The sequence below is a fragment of the Acinetobacter brisouisimilis genome (assembly GCF_000368265.1).
GTDB lineage: Bacteria > Pseudomonadota > Gammaproteobacteria > Pseudomonadales > Moraxellaceae > Acinetobacter.
This window is the reverse complement of sequence record NZ_KB851219.1, coordinates 1,082,842-1,106,141: the sequence shown is the minus strand read 5'-3', so window position 1 is coordinate 1,106,141 and position 23,300 is coordinate 1,082,842. Positions and strand designations below refer to the sequence as shown.

Below are 23,300 nucleotides of genomic sequence, written 5' to 3'. Positions count from 1 at the left end.
TTTTAGCATGATTGAAGAACAACAAGGCACACAGAATCAGGATGATGTTGAGGATCTTCTCACAGTCGATGAGTTGACTGAGATTATGTACGAGATCCAAGAGCAACCGATTTGGCGATCTATTGCTGATAAAGAGATGGATTATGCCGATGGCAACCAGCTTGATAGTGAATTGCTCAAGCGTATGCAGCAGATTGGCATACCACCTGCGATTGAGGACATGATTGGCCCAGCATTATTGTCGGTTGAGGGTTATGAGCTACAAACACGTACAGATTGGCGTGTCAAAGCCAATGGTGATGATGGTGATGACGTTGCCGATGCACTGAACTACAAACTTAACTTGGCTGAGAAGCAGTCCAAAGCAGATAAAGCCTGTAGTGATGCATTCCATACGCAGATAGGTTGTGGAATTGGCTGGGTTGAAGTGAAGCGCGAGCAAGATCCGTTTAAGTTTCCATATCGTTGTGTTGTCGTGCGCCGTAACGAGATTCATTGGGATATGAAAGCTAATGAGCCTGATTTGAGCGATGCACGTTGGTTACGCCGTACACGCTGGGTTCATCCTAAGCGTTTAATCAAAGCATTTCCTATGCATAAGGAACTGATTGAAACAGTTGGACGCTATGGTGGCTCATGGTGGCAGCAAGATCTGTCTTTATTGGATGGTGGTGGTATGAGTACCAACCTAAACAATGCATGGCTTGAAGCACGTTCATATACCATTAGTGAGCAATATTGGTATAACCCAACATCTAAAGAAATGAATATCGCCGAGGTTTGGTATCGCCGTTGGGTGAATGTGCCAGTCCTAAAATTCCAAGATGGTCGTGTAGTCGAGTACGATGATGACAATATTGCCCATTCCATAGCTATTGTTCAGGGTATGGCTACAGTAGAACAGGCAACTATCTCTAAGGTACGGCGTTCATACTGGCTTGGGCCACACTGTTTGAATGATAGTCCATCGCCATATTCGCATCATTATTTCCCATACGTACCGTTTTGGGGATTCAAAGAAGATAACACTGGTATTCCTTACGGTTTTGTACGCCGTATGAAGTACAACCAAGACAGTATCAATAGCGGTATCTCTAAGCTTCGTTGGGGCATGAGTGTTACCCGTGTCGAGCGTACCAAAGGCGCTGTAGCAATGACTGACGAGCAGTTACGCCGTCAAGTTGCACGTCCTGATGCTGATATTGTGTTGGATCATACGCACATGCGGCAACAAGGTGCACGTTTTGAAGTAAAGCGTGACTTTGATTTATCCCAGCAGCATTTCCAATTACTCAATGACAACCGAGCGGCTATTGAGCGTGTCAGCAATATCACATCTGGTTTTCAGGGTAAGAAGGGCAATGCTAATTCTGGCAAGCAAGAGCAGCTGCAGATTGAGCAATCTAACCAGACGCTCATGAAGATCATGGATAATTTCCGTGAAGGTCGAACACTCATGGGTGAAATGCTTTTGTCGATGATCGTTGAAGATTTTGGTACACGTCCACATACAATCACGATCAAAGGGGATGCAGTACGTGATGAACGCCAGATCATTATCAATAAACCCGAAGTGGACGAGCATGGTTATCCATACGTGTCGAATGATGTACAGCGTATTCGTTTGAAAGTCGTACTCGATGACGTACCAAGTACAAGTACCTTTAAGGAACAACAGCTTAACTCGTTATCTGAGGTCACTAAATCATTACCTGCCAACATTCAGACGGCGGTATTGCCTTATCTTATGGCGCTTACTGATATTCCGTACAAGCGAGAGATCATTGAATCGATTAAACAGGCAACCCAAGCACAGACACCTGAACAGATCCAGCAGCAGATCCAAGAAGCGGTTAAACAAGCACTGGCCAATGCAGGTAATGACATTAAATTGCGTGAGCTGGAGCTTAAAGAGCGTAAATCGGGTAGTGAAATTAAGGAAATTGATGCACGTGCATTACAGATCGGTGTACAAGCAGCTTTCGCTGCAATGCAAGCAGGTGCTCAGGTCGCTCAAATGCCACAGATTGCGCCGATTGCAGATGAGGTAATGATGGGAGCAGGGTATCAACGCCCGAATCCAATGGGTGATGATCCAAACTATCCTACGCCAACCAACGCACAGGTTGCACCTAATCAGCAGATGCCACAGGTGCATGAGAATACCAGTCCAATGAATCCACCAGTACCACAGCATGCAGGTACAGGGATGCGAGGGATTGAAACGGAAAGGACGAGTGATAATATTGCGAATGAAGCACCTTAAGGTGCTTCATTCGATGAGTAATTCTCACTTCATACCTATTACATCTTTTTCATTATTTTTATTAATAATATAGTAAGTATAAAGTTCTTTTGAGAACATAATTTTTTTACGACAATGTGGGCAAGAATGTTCAATATTGTATGCGAAGTGTTGATTTCCAGCCATTTCATCCATGACCTTGTTAAGGTAGGTAAGAGGTAGGGTTTTATCGCAATGTGGACACGGAGCTTGCATTAGTTTTCCTGCATTATGTGGTGGGTTGATAAGTGAATCAAAATGAGGTTAGCTTTGTCCGTGACAATGTGCAAGAATAAAATTTTGTAAAAAATAGTAGCTATAAATTTATTAGTTTATATCAAAAAACATCCAATAAAACCCTTACTATATTTTTTATTAAAATTTAAAAAATTGAGTGAATAATGATAAAGCCACGATCTAATAAACACTTGGAATGTAAGAGAAGCCAGCATTATGTTTGGGCAAACTATCTAAGAAATTGGTCGCTAAATAATCGTGATGTTTGGTATTCAACAAGTAATGGAAAAAGTAGCCTTGATAGTGTCAGAGGAATTGCTATGGAACGGGATTTCTATAAAATTACATATTTAGAAAAACAAGATGTTGAGATTATTCTTCAGATATCTAATCTAGCATCTAAAGAACTACAAAAACAGCATAAATATTATTTAAGTGATTTTCTCAAAATCCAATCAGTTGAAGATCTATACAACAAGAGTGGTAAAAAAAATAATGAAATTGAAGACCATTTAAAAGCGTGGAAAAGTAATGCTATAGAAAACCTATATACAGGACAAGAAAAACACGTAAATAATATAATTAAGTATTTAAAAAATAAAGATTTAACAATACTTGATGATAATGAGAATATGATGATATTTATGAATTTCTTTGGACATCAAACCACAAGAACAAAATCATAGCTAGTTTTTCTAATAATAGAATGAAAATGATACTTGATAAAAATTGGTGGTTTATTGGTTATGTCTTTGGTATGAATATTGGAGCAAGTTTTTATATAAGTAGAACCATTGATAATCATTGCCTTCTGATTAATGAAACTCAGGAAGGGTTTATTACATCTGATCATCCTATTATTAATGTTCATCAATCACTTAGCAGTAAAACAGTGAGAGTTCCAGAAGAAAATGAGGCAGACTTCTTTTATCCAATTTCTCCCAAAATTGCATATATGATTAATAAGTCAGATCGGTTTAGTAAAAAGATAAATTATGTTTCTCTTGACTTTGTTAAAGAAATGAATAAAAAAATGGCTGAAAATGCTAATAAATATATTGTTAGTGATGACTGTAACTTAATAGATATCTACAAAAAACATGTCGGATCGAGGATGAAAATTATTCAGGAACACTCCGTTTATTCCCCCCTGTAAGGCGTGACCAGTATCACGTGCATAGAAATAATGAAGGCGATCAAATGATCGTCTTCATTATTGAGGAAATGCTTGTGAGTAATGCGTATTTAATCGATTCTAAAATTAAGCAGATTGAATATCCCTATCCATTATTATTTAGTTATACATTTACCATTATGACCATTAGATTTCCCATCTTTAGCACCACAGAAAAAAATATCTAATACAGATCGACTCATTAAATATCCAGTATGAGCGATTTTAGGATCTTTAAATCCTGAATAAGGCTTTATCAAATTTGGTGCAAACTGTAGACGTACATCAACAACATCAAATCCTAAATTTTTTTGCATTTGTTTATATAGTGGATCGTTGTTAGAGTATTTTTTATTGCATCCTTGACGTGAATAACACATTTGCTCAAAATAAGGTACTAATTCAAAAGTAAGCAAATCATTGATTTCAGAATATGCAATAATATTAACTTCTTTTCCTGAAATTATATTTTCTGAGCGTTTGGCTCCCATTCTACCAATACCTAATAATGGTAATTGATTTGCTAACATATGAATTTCAATTGTATTATTACTTGTGCCATTCTCAATTTGTTTAGCTAATCTATCAGATAGATCAGTTTTTAATGTGTCAAATATAATACGACTTCCTAAGCTATGTGATACAAGTAGCAATGGTGATTTTGTATTTGGTTGCTTGCTACAAGCTTCACTAGAATTTGCTTGATTCTTATAAGATTCATATGAATTAGATAAGGCAATACATAATGATGCTTCCACACCTTCACGCAAAGCTTGACCTGCAGGACTCATATACATAGCTGCATCAGTGAAACCATAAGTCACAATTGAATTTTTAAGTTCACCATTGTATTTAGCACGAAGCTTATTTGGGTCGTCATAACCAATAGTTCTCGATGGTAATGCATCATCATATCCAATTTGTTCCCATTCGATATAATTCCACATGGTATCATCCCATAGAAACTTATATATAGTTATGGTCTTATCTTGGCGTAACTTTATAACTGTTTTTTCAAGGCATCCTAACTTATATGGGTCTAGGCTAAGTTGAGGATCATCTGTAGATAAGAGATTGTGTTTAAGACTATGTATTATTAAACCTGAATTGGACGTAGGAGCTTTATCAATAGTAGATGTAGGGCATTCCTCATCCTTAATTTTTTCAGAGCCTTTATATTCATATAGGATAGCATTGACTAAATCATCTCCAAATCTTTTATTTGATTGTTCTTGTGTCCAGCCCATTCCATGAACAAGAACAATATTGGTGTTTTTAGCATTAGAAGTTAAAGCATTCAGACCAATAATATCTCCTTTATTATAATATGTTGATGATGGATTAGCTGATGGATCAGTTGGTGATTTAAGTGATCTGATTCTAAGAACTTTATCATTTGTTGTACAACCTAATAATAAAGAACAAATTAATAGCATTATTTTAATTTTCATTTTGACCTCAAAATATATTTTAGGTCTATTTATTTTTAAACTTTTAAATTAGTTTATTCAATATTTTTTATAAAAAAATAATTTATTGAACAAATGGTTTATTTTATTCTATATATATTAAAAATAAATCCTATTTTTATTAAAATTAGTAGTGTAAAAATTAGAAATATGATGGTTGTATAAGTTCATCGTTATCCTCATCCTCTAGATAGTTCCCCCCTGTAAGGCTAACGCCTCCTTTCCAAAATCCTTGAAACTTTCCTCATGTTGAGCAATCAGCAGCTAAACGCTAGATAACTCTAGCCATTCAGACCTTTAGCGGCTACAGCGATAAGTAGTAGGAAAGACATGGATATTACAGAGCAACAAAATGAGTTGATTGAAGCTAACGGTGGAAAACCAACACCTGAACTTGCAGCGCAGCTTTTAGAGCAAGCGTTAAATGGCGAAACCGCAACACCTGCGGAAACTGGTGGTGTGCCAAGCACGACCCAAGTACAGACAGAAGGTACAACTCCAACCGATGGTGAAGGCAATACGCAGAATGCTGGAGGAGCACAGGCACAGCAGCAGATTGATGAAAGTCAATTAAACGCTGAAAACGCCGTACTTCTTGCAAAAGATGGGAAACACACCATTCCTTATGATCGTCTTGCAGATGCACGTAAAGGCGAACAGGAATGGAAGCAGAAGTATGATGAAGCGCAGCAGCAATTAGCGCATCTTCAAGCGGAAGCACAGCAACGTAAAGAAGAAGGTCAAGCAGCAACACTACAAGACAATCAAGCCAGTATCGCTCAGCAAGCGATTAATCAGGGTATAGATCCTGCAATCTTTGGTGATTTTAGCGAGAAAGACTTGGCAGCAGGCATTCAACAGCTTGTTGATAGTCGTGTAGCACAAATGGTTGATCAACGTGTCAATGCTGCATTATCACCACTGCACCAACAGCAGCAGATTAGTGCAGAGCAAGCACACTTCAACGAAATCTTTACGGCGCATCCTGATGCTGAATCTATTGTGGAATCACAAGAGTTTGGCAAATGGATTGGCAAGCAACCTAGTTTTCTTCAATCTGCGTATAACAATGTTGTGAACCAGGGAAGTGCGGCTCAAGTCGTAGAACTTTTGGGACTATACAAAGCCGAAACCCAATCAACTCAAGCTGCACAACCGAATGATGCGGTCAAAGCAGCAGCGCAACAAGCTGTAAAACAAGCTCAAACACAAGTACCACATAGCCTTTCTGATTTGCCAGCAGGTTCACCTTCAGGCGTTTCTCGTGATGAGCGCGTGGCAGCAATGTCACCAGCACAAATGCTCGAAGAAATGGATAACTGGACACCTGAACAGATTGATCAATTTATGAATCGCCGTGTGTAAAACCAACGTGTAGAGAGTATAAAACATGCCAAAAACTAATGCCGCTTACGGCGATAAAACCAATATGGTGACACAGGCCGTTGGCTTGTTCGCAACTAACATGCAGCGTAACAGCACCTTAAACCGCTTGGCAGGGAAAATGCCAAAAGGTGAAGCTGGTGCTGAAGACACATTACGTAAGCAAACCAGTTCTGACATGCCAATTGTCCGTGTGCAAGATTTGGGTAAAACCAAAGGTGATGAAGTCACTTTCCACTTACTGAACCCTGTAGGCGCGTATCCGATTATGGGTAGTGCCTATGCTGAAGGTCGTGGTGTGGGAATGTCTTTGAATGAAGACCGCTTACGTGTGAATCAGGCACGTTTCCCTGTGGATTTGGGCAACGTCATGTCACAGATTCGTAGCCCTGCGGATCTGCGTAAGCTGGGCCGTCCTGTTGCACAAAACTTGATGGATCGCTATATGGATCAATCTTCGCTTGTGCATATGTGTGGTGCGCGTGGTTATCACAACAATATGGAATGGGTTGTCCCTGTTGATTCTCATAAAGATTTCGATGAGATCATGATCAACCGTGTTAAAGCACCAACCAAAAACCGTCACTACATCGTAGATGGTTCAGGAGTGCAATTGTTTAACACCAATGCAGGTGAAATTGATCTATCAACGACTGACTTCTTTACGATGGATACCGTAGATTCCATGAAATCAGTCATGGATGAAATGCCACTGCCGCCTCCGATTTGTAAGTTTGAAGGTGACGTAGCTGCTGAAGATAGCCCAATTCGTGTATGGCTAGTTTCTCCAGCACAGTACAACCGATTTGCGGCTCAACCAGGTTTCCGTACTTTCCAATCTGCGTCACTGGCACGAGCAAGCCAAGCAAAACAGCATCCGTTGTTCTTAGGTGATGTTGGTTTATGGAATGGATTTATTATCCGAAAAATGCCGCGTCCGATCCGCTTCTATGCAGGGGATACCATCAAATACTGTGCTTCACATGACAGTGAGGTTGAATCAAACATCATTGTTCCTGATAGCTTTAGCCAAAATGGTAAGAATTTTGCCGTTGATCGTTCTGTAATCTTGGGTGGTCAAGCACTTGCACAAGCAATGGCAGCCAGTGATAAATCAGGCGTTCCTTTCTTCTGGTCTGAAAAAGAAATGGATCATGGTGATAAGTGGGAATTGCTGATTGGTTCGATCATGGGAACATCGAAGATCCGTTTTGATGTGAATACAGGTGATAGCAATGAGTTCACTGATTACGGCGTAACTGTCGTAGATACGGCTGTACCTTGCTTGGGTCGTGGTAAGTAATTCAATTTCGCTTAAATCCATAAGGATTTAGGCGATTTTTACAATTTGATGGAAGGAATTTAAAACATGGCAACGATTAAGCGTACAGCATCACGTTATGGGCAATTTGGTGGTTTATCGCCGTATGGTAATGCAACGGTACTGACCTTTTTATTGGAAACTAATCCAACTGGACAAGTGATTGATTCAGATGCCACCGCAGCACTTGCGATTGGTGACGTAATTGATCTTGGTGAATTGCCTGAAGGTATGCGTCTTGATGATGCTCAGGTTTTGATTACCACGCCAATGACGGCATCGGTAACAGGCAAGCTCGGCTTCAAATATAGCGATGGTGTAGATGTTGAAGCAGTACCTCAAGATGATGATTACTTTTTGGCAGCCGCATCATTAGCAACCGCAGGGCGTAAACGTGCAGATGGTTCAACACTGGTGACATTACCTAAGCCAGCACGTTTGATTTTAACCATTGGTGGTGCAGCTAATGCAAAATCCAGTGACATTAAGATCACCGTAACAGGTGAATTGACTGGTCCAAAATAATTGGAAATTTTGGTGATGTAAGTTTCAAAGCCGCTTACATCACCTTTTTTTTATTCAAAATAAGAAGGATGAGAAGATGAAAACTGTTTCGATTGCAATGATGTGCCATACGATTAATGCGGCTTACTGCCAGTCTTTAGGTGATGATAGCCAACCAACTTGGGACAATGCACCTGATGCACAAAAGCAAGGCATCATTTCAGGCGTAGAAATGTATATTGCTAATCCTGATGTGACTCCTGAGCAAAACCATGAAGTATGGTATCAGCAAAAGCAAGCTGAAGGCTGGGCATACGGCGAGGTACTAGATCCTGAAAATAAACTGCATCCATGTTTCTTGCCTTATGAAGAATTGCCACAGGCACAAAAATCCAAAGATTACTTGTTCCGCGCTACAGTACATCTCGTTAAAAACCTACCTGATCCAGAAAATTATCTAGCATTGAGTGCTGAAGTAGTCAGCTTGCGCCAAAAAGCCGAACAGCAAAAGCATACAGCGATTAGCATGGCGACTCTATCAACAGCAACGACCAGCACAACATCAGGTGGTATTGCCATTCAATACGTTGGCAATAAATCACTATTTAAAGATCATCTCTATAACTCAGCACTGACATTCACGGCAGGGCAGGTGCGTACAGTATCCAGTGATTTGGCTACCTTATTCCTCAAGCATCCTGAATTTAAGATTTATGAGGGTGAACGTACAGAAAGCAGCAGCTCCACAGATACACAGCCCATTGATGATACGGCACAGATTCTTGCCAATGCCAAAATTCAACAAGAGCAGAAAGACCAGGAACAAACAGCACTGCTTGATGAAATTGATGTCGTCAATCAAATGACCAAAGATGCTTTGATTGAATATGCTCAGAATAAGTATCAACAAAAACTCAATAAACAAAACAGCGTTGCAATTCTACGCACACAAGTAGCTGAGTTTATTCATCAATTTGGAGTGGTGTAATGCAACTCAAAGAACTGATTCGCCGTTTCCGCGTTCAAGCCAATGATAAGGCTGAACCTTACTTCAATGAAGATGAGGACGTGATTGCATGGCTGAATGATGCGGTCAAAGAGGCGTGTATTCGTGGGCGTTTGCTGCATGAAAGCCAAGATGATGCTGTATGTAAGATTGCTGTCACAGCAGGTACTGCACATTATCCATTGCACCCATCTTTATATGAATTAAGCCGTATTTGGTTTGAACCTGCGGATGGTCAAGTAGGTTCTTTTATTTCTGTCACATCGGCTGAAAATCTTGATCGTACTTATTATCGAGATTGGAAGTCGATGTCAGAGTTTCCACGCTTTTTAATTCAAGATGATACGGCGATCCGCCTAGTGCCATATCCTAATATTGATGGTGAGTTGCAATTAGAAGGCTATCGTGTGCCATTGGTTGATATGCAGGATGATACCGATGAACCTGAAATTAATGGTTTTCACCATGTTCATCTAATTCAGTGGGCTTTATCTCAGGCATTTAGTGTACCTGATGCAGAGTTTTTTGATGCGAATCGGGCGGCAATCGCTGAACAAGCATTTACGGATTACTTTGGCCAACGTCCTGACAGTGATCTACGCCGTATTACCCGTGAAGATGTACCTCAAGTCGTACAACCGTTTATGCCTTGAATTTATTCATAAATTTTTAAATATTCTTTTTTGGGCGAGGTAACACATGAGTGAAACTGTTAAAGGTAATGTTGTAGATCCTGATAGTAAAGTATTGGCAAACTGCCAATTATTTATGTTTCGGCGAACTGATGGTGCATTACTAGGCAGTGCTATTAGTGATCAGAATGGTGCTTATGAATTAATACATACTGCACAAGACGGTGAAAAGGTATTTCTAGTTTGCCTTGATAATGATGATGCACCAGATTTTGAGGGAATTGTTCACGATAGAATCACGATAAATAATGGCTCTATACCTATTAGTTGTGTAGGTGCTTCAACAGAATTTAAGATGACCTCTGATTTCAATCCTCGGATTATTGAAGCAAGTATTAATGGTGGCGATTGGCTTGGTATTTATGATTTTCCAGAGCTAAATATCATTTTCCAACCTGCAGCTACTGGTGCATCTTTAGTTATTGGAATGAACATAGATGAAGATTTAAGAGTAAAACTTAGAGCTGATTCTGACCTATGTTTATATGTTGACCCAACCCGAACTATTGATGAGGTTAAGCAAAAAAACAAATCGTATGTGCTATATGATGCCGATGGTAATGTAATTGATACTACACTTGAGAGTAGCCACGACTATAGTGGATCATACCTTGATAATACGTCAACCGATAAAGACTATGTGGTTATGTTTAGGGCTGCTGATTTCTGTTTATCTAAGACAGTGATTCTTGAGCCAACATCTTACATTTTGATCGCGCCTGATTTGCAGTATGAAGTTGGCTCACTTACCGATGCGGTGAACAACACTAAAATTACTTGGCGCATGAAGGTTGATGGTGTGGACATTGGAATTAGTGCTTCTGAAGATACAACTTTCTTAGAAGATTTTGCAAATGTCCTGATTAATTATGGCCTTATTGTTGAATTTGGTGATGCTGGTTTATATATCTATACAAATGCAGATATAGCACGAAATATTGAGTTAATTCCTGATATGCAGTATGTGGGAAAAATTAATCTTTATGGCAACCCAACAGCCAAAATTCTTGATAATGGTACAATTCAGTGCAAATTATCTGGATATTTAAGCCCTGAGAATGTCAGAACAGGGAATATTAAGGGTATTAGCTTTGATGGTGCAACTAACACAGTTCAGTTGATGAACGACAGCGAATACATGCTTTATAACAGCATTTCGGCCATTATCATTGATGGTATTACTTGTACTAAACAAGGTTCTGGGGATTTTGAAAATTTCCCTCATAGCATGATCTCGTTCTCAGCAGATCGCATAAATGGCATTTACTATATCAACTTTAAGAACTTGGATACTAAAGATCATTTAATTCAACTTGTAGGATATACAGGTGATATTAATGATTTAAGCCTTAAAAATGAAAACACAACACTATCTTACGATGAAGATAACGGAAATGTCGTATTTGCATTGAAAGGCTACAGCCTCATGGGTATTACGTGTGCCGATGCAACCAATCAGGTTTTGATGATGGTTGACGCTGGGTTAAATGTTCCAGAATTGTATATAGAACTAACAGTAAATGAGCAAGTATTCCGTATTGATATGGTGGAGGATGAAGTTTTCCACGATACGGTCTATAACTATATTCAAGCAAACTTAAGCAATTACTTCACTGTACGTCCATATGAAGCGCACAGCCCTGCTCTTGGTTATGACCCTGCTTATTTCTTTGTGCTTGAAAACATTTCTAATCAACCACTACGTATACAGGTTAAAGCATTATCCAGCGCAGCCACATTAGATGGTAGCGAATATGCGAATGTATCTCTTGTATCTAATTCTGACGATGGTTATAACCCGACGGTTGAATCTGTTGAGATGCCTAGCACAACCGTACAGTTTGGATCTACCTATACCGCATGTATGAATCCAATCTCAATAGTTAAACTAACCTCCACAGCAGAGAATACTCTTAAAGTGCTATTAAATGCTGATATGGCGGTTACATCAGGCATTAAGCAAATCCAATTTGCTAATGGCGATATTTTTAATCTCAGTACTCCATACGTAAATGTTTCTTCTGAACGAGCAGGGATAGCACTCTGTATTATTGACCCTGCTTATGGTGAGAATGATACGGTTAAATTTGGTGGACCTGCATTGATAGAGGTTATTTCGTATCCTACAAGAGCATTGTTAAATATTAATCACTCAGGTGGTAAATATGTCGAGATGGGTAAAGTTGTTAAATCATACCCTACTGACCATCTCGTACATGTACCTACACAATGTCCTAATGTTAAGACACTAAATAGCATGTTTAGCACATGTAGCATATTCAATGACCCGAATATCTCAAATTGGGATGTATCTAATATCACAGGTCTTAACTCTATATTTAGTGAAGCATACGCATTTAATCAACCACTTAACTGGAATGTAAGTAAGGTTAATGACTTCATAGGTATGTTTGCAAGCTCAGGATTTAATAATGACTCTATCAAGTCTTGGGATATGTCTAATGGTTATATGTTCAATGGTATGTTTGTAAGCAACCGAGTATTTAACCAAGATATTTCAGGCTGGAATATGAAAAATGCTCACAACTTGACTGAGATGTTATTTGGTGCAAGAGCATTTAACCAAGACTTATCACAGTGGTGTATGACAAATGTGACTGTATTGCCTGATAACTTCACTGGTGATCTATGTCCACTCACTTCACAGCATTATCCAGTTTGGGGAACATGCCCTCGCGGTGAATCCAATGTGTAACGGTTAAGCAATTAATAATAATCAGGGCTGCATCGTTAGCCCTGATCTTGCTTAAGTACCAGTGATGCAATTCAGAAAAGGAGCTTAGTCGTGGCAGAGAAACTATTTCCACTGGCTGGTATGAATAATGTTCAGGATGATGATGCCTTAAAGCGTGGTGGTGATTCACCTACTTTGTTTGTACGTGATGCATTGAATATTGATATTTCAGCAACAGGTAAGCTGCACTTGCGTAAAGGTGGAGAACTTGTCACGCCGTTAAAATATGAGAATATTTGGCAAAGTCCATTACATCAAGATGTATTTGCAACACTCAACGGCGAACTTGTTAGAGTTAATCCACAAACATGGACCTCTGAGAATCTGGCATTTGTTGGGAAAAATGTCCGATTTGAAGTGATCAATAACTTGGTTTATATCAATGGCTCAAGAGGTCTATTTTCTTATAATGGTTTTACTATCAGTCCTTTAACTATTGATACGCCAGCCTCGGCGTTATTACAGCAAGACGGCAATGGTACGCTTAAAACAGGTCAATACGGTGTCGCTATCTCCTGGTTACGCAATGGCGTTGAATCAGCAGTATCAGCAATGACTCATATCGAATTATCTGGCCAGAGTGATTATGACCAGACCAATGACTTGAGCATCAATGTTACTTTGCCTTTTTGCCTTGATGATACTGTGACAGACGTTGCTATCTATGTGACACAGCGTAATGGCGGAGAGTTATACAAGTTTGGGACTTATCCAGTATCGACCAACCAAGTATCTATCCATGAGATTAGCCGATTAGGGAAAATGGCACAGTTTCAGCACTTATCACCTATGCCAAGTGGTAAGTTTATGAAGTATTGGAATGGTCGCCTGATTACCGCAGATCGAAATGTAATTAAGTTTTCTGAACCCATGGCATATCACCTCTATGATGAACGTCATGGTTATATGATGATGCCGCAGCGGATTACCTTCATCCAGCCAGTAGATGGTGGAATTTGGGTAGGGCAAACGGACCATGTTGTATTTCTGACAGGATCTCAACCCAAGGATATGACTTATACCCGAAAATCAACTCAAGCCCCAATTTATGATAGCTGTATTTTAGTGGATGCTGACTTAGTTGGGGATGATGTTTCTCAGAATGCCAACTGTGCGCTATGGCTTGCTGAGAATGGGTTTGTTTTGGGTACAGCAACAGGGCAGATCACCCAATACCATGCTGGAAAGCTTCAGGGAATTACTGCAAAACTCAGTAGGTCTGTAAGGCTAGGGAGAAGAATTATAACTACAGTAACCTAAGGGCAATTTTATTGCTGACTTAGGTTGCGAATATGAAGTACGGACTACGCAAAGAACTTCAGAAATCTTTAGATAAAGACCTTTATGATGTTACAGAAAATGGACTTTATTTCCCACGACAAGGCATTCAGGTTAAAGGTAAATACTTTGATCGCATCAATGACGGTGAATGGTCATATACATTAAACATTGTTGTCAATGAAGGTTTAGCTCATATTTTAAATGTTGCTTTAGGTAATACTGCTAAACCTGCAGGTTATTACTTGGCGCTGTTTAGTGGGGCAGCAGCACCAGCAGCCAACTGGACAGCCGAAAATTTTCCATCAGTTGCATCCGAAATTATCAGCCTAACTGAAGGCTATACCAATGCCAAACGTCCTGTATGGACACCAAGTGAAGCTTCAAGTGGTTCAATTAGCAATATGGCAGCAACAGCATCTTTAACGATTGCAACAGCAGCAACTTTAAACGTCACAGGTGCAGCACTATTAACCAATAGTACACGTGGTGGTACAAGTGGTGTGTTGGTATCTGCAACGAAATATGCAGCGTCTCGTACTTTCCAAAATGGTGATGTTTACCAAATTGGTTATGAGTTAGATCTCACAGTTTAGCGATGTATAGTCCTCAGCCACATGGTCTTGTTGTTGAAGGTGGCGGAAAACTGACTGCTCAAGATAGCCTTTATGTTGATGCAGTCGTTCGCCGTTTTTTGAACTTCAAACGAGTATCAGAACTTGAAAGTATGCGTAGATATTATGACCTACCAAATGGTGGGCGTTTTATCGTGCAATATATGGGTGGAATATTTAAAGTTATTATTTATAAAAATCCGAGTGATACGGATGAAAAATTAGATGAGATTATAAAACTAGATATCCCTATGCTGTTTTGTGGAAGTATTAATAATGAGTTAGTAAATGGAAATAAAGTATCACTAAAAATCAGTTCATTAACTCGAAAACGACTTGTCCATTACAGTGATGATGCTGAACTACCAAAACAACAAATTGAACTCAATAGATTTAATATCGGTATAAATAAAGATATCGTGCCTGAATTTGAACGAGCATCGATACAGTACCAGTTACAGCGCCCAACTTGGTATAGTGGGGCAATGGCTGAAGTTATGCAAATTGTAGGTGGGTATGGAAAGCAGCCAAAGAAAACTAACTTTAAGGATAAAACCCTTGAAGATATTCAGATGTTTTTACCCAATAGTATTTTGAATGATATAAAAAAAGAACTTAATGGTGTAAGAATGCCAGCATATAAGGGTTTTCCAATTGCATCAGGGAAATACCAATATGATTATAAATTTTCTAAAACTCATGCCGTAGGATTTGATACAGATGAGTCGCCGTGGTTATTACAAGTATCTAAGGATGGTTTATATGCAATGCCATTTCCTATTATCCCTGCGACTGCAACAAAAGCATTTAAACATTATATTTTTGATAAGGGTGATACTGAATTAATTACAATTTTAGATAGATTTGGAGCATTACCAAGTGGGGAATCTTTCCCTACTGATGAAAAAGAATTTGAAGCATGGCGTAGAGCAGGTGTCATTATAAGACTATGTGATACAGATGATTTTTATAAAAATAGTGCGTACAGTGATGCTTGTGGATGGTCATTCAATAAACAAGGAAGTGAATGTTTTAACACCTGCTACAATATAGAAGATGGATATAAGGTCGGTTATTCTTATCATATCAATATTTCATTAAAGCCTACTTTATCTAAGTTTGGTTGGGCTGAACAAGTAACTATTACTGGTGATGATGTTGCTAAGGTTTCAGAATATTTAAATAATCTACAAGCAGCTTTATATCTTTTAAAAGATGATTCAATACAAGCAAAGCCAATATTCTACAAATTGAGAGCATCGCTTGACATCGTAATAGAGAGAGCGAATTTAGAAATAATTTCTGTAGATAATGAAATTACATTTTGGAATGACTTAGAACTTCAACCTATAGCAAACCATGTTGCAGATATCACGATGGTTGATAAAGGGTTTCTATATTATGACTACTCAATCGATTTCTATGGCAGTACGGCAATTAGAATTCCACGAATATCAGATGGTAATAATAGTTTGTATGGTAGTGATTATGTAGAATATGGAAATAATTATTCCCATGAAAACAGTAGTGCATTGATTGCATTTCCTGATCCAAGCGATAGTAACGTACCTTTTAAATACTTTGATTTTAGTGGACCTACTGGTTCTGATAAAAGAAAAAACTGCAATACCATCATGTATGGCTACTATGTTGGCAATACTTTAAAAGTCATAAGATATGCCGTTGACTGGTCTTTATTCCAAAAGCCAGTGGCATGGCCTATACCTGATATGGTTGAAGGCTATACAAAACTACATATTCCCTTTGAAAAGACAACAACTTATGGTTGGTCATATCAAGTTGGGCTTTTTTATACGACAGATTTTGATTTTAGATCAATTCAACCGCAATTTGAAAAAATATGTAATCTTGTTCCTGGCGAGATTCAGTTGGTTGTGTCAGATGGCTTCAATAAAAGATATCAGTTTAAACCAAAGCTATATATCACATCACATCAAAGCTTTAGCCAAGCATCTACCATACTTATTCCTTATTTTGATCGAAATAGTTTTGTTCATCAGAAAATGGAGAGAGAGCGTGGAGAGAGCATCGGGTATATAACAGCAACTCAAGAAATGTCTGATCGTTATACATATTCATTTAGAACAGTTGGTAATAAGGCTGTAGTGAGTGGATTGGGTGACAGTGGTAATAAAAATTATACATCGGGTGGACCATTGGCAGAAGTTGGTGATGAAGTTGAATTAGTTCCTTATACGATGGATGGTTATAAGCCACCTACAAGTGACTATAAAAACGTACCTATAAGTGCCACATACTCTCCTAAAAAATATACCGTTCGTGGTGACACTTTAGGTGTTGCAAGTCAGATTGCATATAAAGAGGGTGATTCAGGCGACATTTTTGAGAATGAAAACGGTAAATATTATGTTGATAGCTGTAGGGTTGTCTTTGGAACTAAATCATATGCCAGTATTAGACTTGGAAAATCATCCAATGTATTTAAATCACAAGATGTAACCGCTTTTTCTGCTGATAATACAAATCAGCAATTTATTGGAGTGATCAATGAGTGAATATAATGATTCAGATTTGCTTAATTTTAAATTTTTAGAAATAGCAAATACCTCTTTAACCTCTAAAGATTTAATCAAATTTAATTTTAAAATTAATGATATAAACCTACTGAATTTTAAATTTCCAGAAATAGCGAATATTTCTTTAACTTCTAAAGATTTAATCAATTTTAATTTTAAAAGTGATGATAATAATTCTTCAACTGAGAATAATGATTTTGTTATAGAGTCAGTTCATATTTCTGAGAATGCCACACACAGCATATTACAACTTGTCGAAGATAGTTTCAGGATTAGTGATCATTTAAATCAAACGATTAATCATACTGAAGTCGTTAGGGAGCAATGTGTCATTGCTGATCAAGTGATACAGGTGGTTAATCGCACTCAGTTCGCTATAGAGCAATGTTCTATTGTAGATAGCATAACTGACCATTTAAGTCGTTCCGATGTCATTACTGATCATTTGACCGCTACGGATACTATCATTGATAAGAACCGCACAATGATAGTTGATCAAGTACATGTTACTGACCATGACAGAAGCTTTAAACAGGCACAAGTCTTGATCACAGATAAGGCTCATATAGCTGATAAAAGTATGCTTGTTCAGTTAGATACTATCAGTGATGTACTACAAGTTGCCGATAGAACGACTGAATATGTGCAACTTATTGAGCATATTAATGAGCGTATTGCGATTACAGATAAGCTTCAATCATCAATTACTTTCTCACAACATATTACAGATAAACTGATCATTTGTGATGTGGCCAAAGGCAGTTTAACAGCAAAGCAACATCTTCAAGATTATGTCTTTATTGATGATCTTCTCTTAAACCAGCCAACAGATGGTTATGCGTGGACTGCCAATGCTGATACTTGGGCAATGAGCCGTTATGACGCATATAACTATCGAGATCTAGCAGTGATTGACGGTGTGCTGTATGGCGTGGCTGATGATGGTGTGTATCGTTTGGATGCACAGATGCCAGTACAAGGTAAATTGGTCACAGGCAAGATTGATTTAGGGCGTGGTCAATTGGTGCATCCTGTTGCAGCCTACCTTGAATATGAATTATCAGGTACTACAACACAGCTTCAAGTTGGGGTTGGTACAACTCAAACAGGGTCAAAGCAGACCTATTTTTATTCTTTACCTTCAGAAAAAGCAGACTATTTAACCAATGGGCGAGTGCTCTTTGGGCGTGGCTTGCGTGGCCGTCATTTTAGTTTTGAAATTAATATCAGTGGTGAGCATGGTTATATCAATGACTTAAACATTGATCTTGCTGCAACCAAGCGGAGAGTATAAGTCATGGCAGATAGTAAATATCAAAATGCATATCAGGAGTCAATTACTCAAGTTCAAGATAAGATGGCTTATTTTGAACAATTATCCAATGGATTTACCGCAGAAGTATCGAAAGTATTAGCACAATTAACCAATATTCAGGTTGATGCTGTTGCTGAACCTCAAAATCTACCTACGCCAAGTAGTAGCAACTTTACACCGATGCCAAGTATTCCTATTCCTGATCTGAATGCCAATCTTCCTACTGTACCAAACATTAGTGTTGATATTCAGCAGCCAAAGGATATGTCAGCACCAACATTTGATGGCTTAAATATTACCATTCCTGATGCACCCATACTGACGAATGATCTAAGCACACCAGCATTCTTAGATGTAAGCCAAATCCCAAACCTTGATACCACGATTAATTTACCAACATTACCAAATCTAGTCGTTGGTAACATTGATACTGGTAATTTACCTGACAAAGTTAATTTAGATAACTTGCTGACATCGTTAGATTTAAGTGATTTTGATATACCTGATGCACCAGCATTTCCAATCTTAAATTTACCAACAGCACCAGCATTAACGCAGTTTGATTTACCACTTCGTCCAGTCATTAAAGATGATGTGGTCATTCCTGATGTGCCACAGGTGGTATTGCCTGATATGGGTGTCTTGGAAAAGGTCAACCTACCAACATTCAAGTATGAAGAAGTACCAATTTTTGAAGGAACTGCACCAGTTTTTAATGTCACGATGCCTGACAACTTGGATTTAATCTTGGCAGATGCTAAAGGGGTAGTGACTCAGGATTATTACAAGGCAAACGTGGACAATGCTATTAAGCCATTAGTGCTTGAGATCCGCCAATGGTTAGAAGGTTCCCACGTCGGTTTAGGCTTGCCACAAGCGGTGGAAGACGCGCTATTTAACCGGGCGCGAGAACGTGATAATGCTGAAACTGAAAAGTCGGTTCAGGAAATCACTGAAACATGGGCAAGCCGTGGTTTTTCATTGCCGCAAGGTGCATTAGATAAACAGATCGCCGTAATCCGTGAGCAAGGTCGTTTGAAAGCGGCTGAGTTGAATCGTGACATCATGATTCAGGCTTTTGACAAGCAGCTTGAACATATCCGTTTTCTGACAGAACAAGGCATTGCCTTGGAAAAAATGAAACAAGATCTATGGCTGGCATATGTTGGGAATATCATGCAGTTGGCCAAGTTTCAGATTGATAGCAAGATCAGCATTTTGAATGCTCAGATCAGTCTATTCAATGCACAGAATACGGCGTTTGAGTCGTTGATTAATGTCTATAAAACCAAAATTGAAGGAACAATTTCTAAGATCACGGCGTATAAAACGATGCTCGATGCACAGTCCGTGATTGGTCAGATTAATCAACAAAAAGTGGATGTCTTTAAAGCAAAAATCGAAGCCGTACAATCGAATATTGAGATTTATAAAGCATTGGTACAGGGGCAAACTGCTAAGGCGGCTTTGATTCAATCGAAGTTTGATGCCTATAAAACTGAAGTTCAGGCATATTCTGAACAGGTCAACAGTGAAAAACTCAAGATCGATGCATATGATTCACAGGTCAAAGCAGAAGCGACCAAAGCAGGAATGTATGATTCACTGGCGCGTATGTATGCTTCAACGGTTGAAGGTGTTTCAACCAAAGCTAATATTAAGAGTAAAGAAGCAGATCTACGCATGGAAGCTGCAAAGATTCGCCTATCTGAGTATCAAGCCAATATTGAGGCATATAAAACTGGCATTGATGCGAAGATGAGTGAAGCACAGAATCAGACAGCAGTTTTTAATGCACAGGTTGAAGCATTCAAAGCGAAAGCCAGTGTAGAAACCACAAAACTGAGCACTCAGGCGAGTGCTATTGATTCCTCATCGCGTACTAAAATTGCTTATGCCGATGCCCAAGCTAAGTACGCTGAAATGCGTATGCGTATTGGTATTGCAAATACAGATACTTTGGCACGTTTTGCGGATATGAAATCACGTACTGCGATTGCGGTATCAGAAGCCCATCAACGCTATGCAGATCTTGCATTACGCACTACTGTTGCAAATTCAGATGTCTATAACAAGTATATCGATATGAAGATGCGTACTAATATTGCCAATGCTGATATGCAAGCACGTTATGCTGATATGAATGCTAGGACAAATATTGCGTATGCTGAAACACATGCTCGATATGTTGATATGAATTTGCGTACGCAAATCGCAAACTCCGAAACACAGGCACGGTATATGGATATGAACGTCCGTACTAATATTGCTTATGCTGAAATGATGCTCAAGGAATATGAAGCTAAGATGCAAAACGCCATTCAAAAAGCGCAGCTGGCGATTGAAGCAGTAAAAGCAACAGGTCAGGTACATGCACAACTTGCTTCAGGTGCAATGTCAGCCATGCATGTTTCAGCCAGTATTAGCGGTAGTGGATCAATTAATGACAGTAATAGTAACAGTACCAGTACGAGTACCAGTTATAACTACAGTTACTAATCCCTGTAAGGCTGGAGAAAAAAGCATAAAAACTAAACCATACATGATATTGCAATTTTTGGTGATTACTCATGTATGGTTTAAAGCGTTCTAAGAAAGATGGATCAGGACTGATTAAAGGTACTGGAACAGGCACTTCTGATGATATTAAAAAACAGGTTCCAGCAGGCAGCTACATCATGCCAGCCGACTCAACTAATGATATTGGTGAAGATGTCTTAAAAGAAATAGGTGAACCTAAAGCAGAAGAATCAAAAGAAAGCTTAGCTGATGAAAAATCAGAAATGAAAGCTGATGATATAGCTGAAGGCGAAATGATGCCTATGGCTAAAGGTATGCCAAAGGGTAAAGGTAAAGGTAAAGGGATTCCAGTTAATGTTAGCAATGGTGAGTTTGAATTAACACCAAAACAGGTACATGCCATTGGTGTACAAGTGTTAAACCAAATGAAGAATGCAACACATACCAATGTTCCAGATCAGCAAGGATTTGGTTTAAAGCCAGAACTGTTTTTTGCGAATGGCGGTGTTGTACCATCCAGTCCATACCCATCGGCTGATGACATTCGCCGTGCTCAACAAAATCGCTTAAATGGTCCTCAAATGCGTGATGTCACGCCTATTGAACGACAATTACCAGCAGTAAATACAAATACTGCTGCATCATCTACACCAACAGCAAATACCTCTGCCGCGCCACAACAAGGTGGTAGTGGATTTGGTGCACGTATTTCAAATATGGCATCATCAGCACGTGATCTAGCAAATGGACGTATGGCTAAAGGGGTTGGGTATTTAGGCGCAGCATCAGCATTATTTGCTAATGCTGCTACACCAAGCGAGCAATATCGAGAACGCTTTGGTTTAGGTGATCAGTCACCAGAAGATTTAGGTACCATGAAAGGGTTTGCTAAAGATTTTGGGGTACGTGCTTTGGGGTATGCATCAGACTTAGGAAATGCTATGACATTTGGTCAAGCAGGGCATTTTTATGCAGATAAACAACGTATTGCTCAAGAAGCCAATGCAGCACAACCAGCATTTAACCAACAACAAAACAATAAGTCACAAACTATAAATAACCCATTTGGTGGAAATACTTCAGCAGCACCAAAGACACAAGCAGCACCAGTACAAACTCAACCTGCAGTACAGCAAAATGCAGATCCTTATGCCATCAAACAAAAAGGGAATAGTTTTAGCTACGCGAATCCAAATGCAGCAGCTCAGGCACATGCAAATGGAGTCGCTGAAATGGCTACAAGTGGCTTTGCCAATGTAAAACCGATTAATGATCCGCGTGGTGTTGCCAATATGTTTGCCAATACTCGTGAAATGGGACCAAGTGAACAACAGATTCAAAATGCAATTGCACAGCGTGAAGCTTCTGTTGGCAATGGCGGTGGATTTGGTGCACGTGTTTATAGTTTGGGAAATAGTGGTCAAGCTGCTGATACATTGCAAAAGAGAATTGATGATGTAAGTCAACCAATACAAGGATCAAGAGGGTTAACAGCAAGCCAACGGAATCAAATCGTAGAATTGCAAAATGGCTATGATAATCGCGCCAACGATGTTTATAAGACTGATGCGAATAATGCAGCAGCATTACAGCGTGAAGCAATGGGGCAGTCGGGTGCTAACTACCGTGCAGATCTGCAAGAAGGAGGACAAAATAATCGTTACTTTGCTGGTTTGGCGCAAGATTCACAGAAATTTAATGCAGATTATGGCTTAAAAAATCGTCAAATGAATTTAACTGAAACTAAGGAAGGCTTTGGTATCCGAAATGCTGCTCGAATAGAGTCATTACAAAATCAATATGATGCAGCGAAAACCGATCAAGATCGCCAGTCAATTATGCAGAAGATCCAGCGTTATTCAGGCGGCGGTGATCAATCAGTTTCTGGTAAAGATCGTTTTATTACTGTTGGTGGTGGACAACAGTGGGACGATAAGGCGCAAGGGACACTCACTCAACCACAAAGATTGTTTGATACTAAGACACAGCAATATGTGAATACTGGGAATAACCCATCATCTGGAAGAGCTGTTGGGACTATCTCGAAAGTAGGGGATAAAATAGCCGTTTGGGATGGTACAAAATGGAACCCTCAATAAGGAATAATTTATATAAAGATAAACGACACATATTGTCGTTTATCTTTAGCTTGTATATTGAATAATAGTGATGATCTTGTGAAGATGATAT

Annotated in this window: 16 protein-coding genes; 15 read left to right on the top strand and 1 reads right to left on the bottom strand. The window is 39.0% G+C overall.

The features are described from left to right. Positions 1-7 precede the first annotated feature (7 nt). The 3 genes from F975_RS08900 (at position 8) to F975_RS16015 (ending at position 3,677) form a co-directional block, all read left to right on the top strand. Positions 8-2,266: a portal protein gene (locus tag F975_RS08900; RefSeq protein ID WP_004752462.1), complete on the top strand. Its 2,259-nt coding sequence runs from the start codon at positions 8-10 to the stop codon at positions 2,264-2,266. Between the two features lie 419 nt (positions 2,267-2,685). Continuing rightward, a complete protein-coding gene (locus F975_RS16020; protein WP_228127416.1) occupies positions 2,686-3,207 on the top strand; it encodes a DUF4238 domain-containing protein in 522 nt (173 codons plus the stop codon). 26 nt (positions 3,208-3,233) lie between these two features. Then, a complete protein-coding gene (locus F975_RS16015) occupies positions 3,234-3,677 on the top strand; it encodes a DUF4238 domain-containing protein (RefSeq protein WP_004752457.1) in 444 nt (147 codons plus the stop codon). Between the two features lie 134 nt (positions 3,678-3,811). Here F975_RS16015 and F975_RS08885 read toward each other — a convergent pair whose 3' ends face one another. Continuing rightward, the gene (locus tag F975_RS08885) at positions 3,812-5,146 is read right to left on the bottom strand and encodes a hypothetical protein (protein WP_004752452.1); all 1,335 of its coding nucleotides are present in this window, start codon (positions 5,144-5,146) and stop codon (positions 3,812-3,814) included. A gap of 348 nt (positions 5,147-5,494) precedes the next feature. On the opposite strand from F975_RS08885, the gene F975_RS08880 reads away from it, so the two are divergent. From F975_RS08880 to F975_RS08825, 12 genes are all read left to right on the top strand, one after another. After that, positions 5,495-6,529: a hypothetical protein gene (locus F975_RS08880; RefSeq protein WP_004752450.1), complete on the top strand. Its 1,035-nt coding sequence runs from the start codon at positions 5,495-5,497 to the stop codon at positions 6,527-6,529. A gap of 25 nt (positions 6,530-6,554) precedes the next feature. Continuing rightward, on the top strand, positions 6,555-7,850 hold the full coding sequence (locus F975_RS08875) for a phage capsid family protein (RefSeq protein WP_004752448.1): 1,296 nt from the start codon (positions 6,555-6,557) through the stop codon (positions 7,848-7,850). 66 nt (positions 7,851-7,916) lie between these two features. Next, positions 7,917-8,393 carry a hypothetical protein gene (locus F975_RS08870; RefSeq protein WP_004752446.1) on the top strand — a complete coding sequence of 159 codons (477 nt, stop codon included), beginning with the start codon at positions 7,917-7,919 and terminating at the stop codon, positions 8,391-8,393. 76 nt (positions 8,394-8,469) lie between these two features. Further along, the gene (locus tag F975_RS08865; RefSeq protein WP_004752445.1) at positions 8,470-9,360 is read left to right on the top strand and encodes a RyR domain-containing protein; all 891 of its coding nucleotides are present in this window, start codon (positions 8,470-8,472) and stop codon (positions 9,358-9,360) included. Further along, positions 9,360-10,031 (top strand): phage adaptor protein, encoded by a 672-nt coding sequence (locus F975_RS08860; RefSeq protein ID WP_004752442.1) that lies wholly within the window; start codon positions 9,360-9,362, stop codon positions 10,029-10,031. The genes F975_RS08865 and F975_RS08860 overlap by 1 nt, the downstream gene beginning before the upstream one ends. A gap of 46 nt (positions 10,032-10,077) precedes the next feature. Then, a complete protein-coding gene (locus tag F975_RS15295) occupies positions 10,078-12,786 on the top strand; it encodes a BspA family leucine-rich repeat surface protein (RefSeq protein ID WP_004752440.1) in 2,709 nt (902 codons plus the stop codon). Between the two features lie 90 nt (positions 12,787-12,876). Further along, positions 12,877-14,085, top strand: a complete 1,209-nt coding sequence (locus tag F975_RS08850) for a hypothetical protein (protein WP_004752438.1) — start codon at positions 12,877-12,879, stop codon at positions 14,083-14,085. Positions 14,086-14,117: 32 nt separating this feature from the next. Then, positions 14,118-14,699 carry a phage tail fiber protein gene (locus tag F975_RS08845; protein ID WP_004752436.1) on the top strand — a complete coding sequence of 194 codons (582 nt, stop codon included), beginning with the start codon at positions 14,118-14,120 and terminating at the stop codon, positions 14,697-14,699. Between the two features lie 2 nt (positions 14,700-14,701). Further along, positions 14,702-17,254 (top strand): hypothetical protein, encoded by a 2,553-nt coding sequence (locus tag F975_RS15290; RefSeq protein ID WP_004752433.1) that lies wholly within the window; start codon positions 14,702-14,704, stop codon positions 17,252-17,254. Next, entirely contained in the window at positions 17,247-18,569 is a 1,323-nt protein-coding gene (locus tag F975_RS15285; protein ID WP_004752431.1) for a hypothetical protein, read from the top strand. The genes F975_RS15290 and F975_RS15285 overlap by 8 nt, the downstream gene beginning before the upstream one ends. Before the next feature lie 3 nt (positions 18,570-18,572). Beyond that, positions 18,573-21,089 carry a hypothetical protein gene (locus F975_RS08830; RefSeq protein ID WP_004752429.1) on the top strand — a complete coding sequence of 839 codons (2,517 nt, stop codon included), beginning with the start codon at positions 18,573-18,575 and terminating at the stop codon, positions 21,087-21,089. A 71-nt stretch (positions 21,090-21,160) separates the two neighbouring features. Further along, entirely contained in the window at positions 21,161-23,209 is a 2,049-nt protein-coding gene (locus tag F975_RS08825) for a hypothetical protein (protein WP_004752427.1), read from the top strand. The last annotated feature ends 91 nt before the right edge of the window (positions 23,210-23,300 follow it).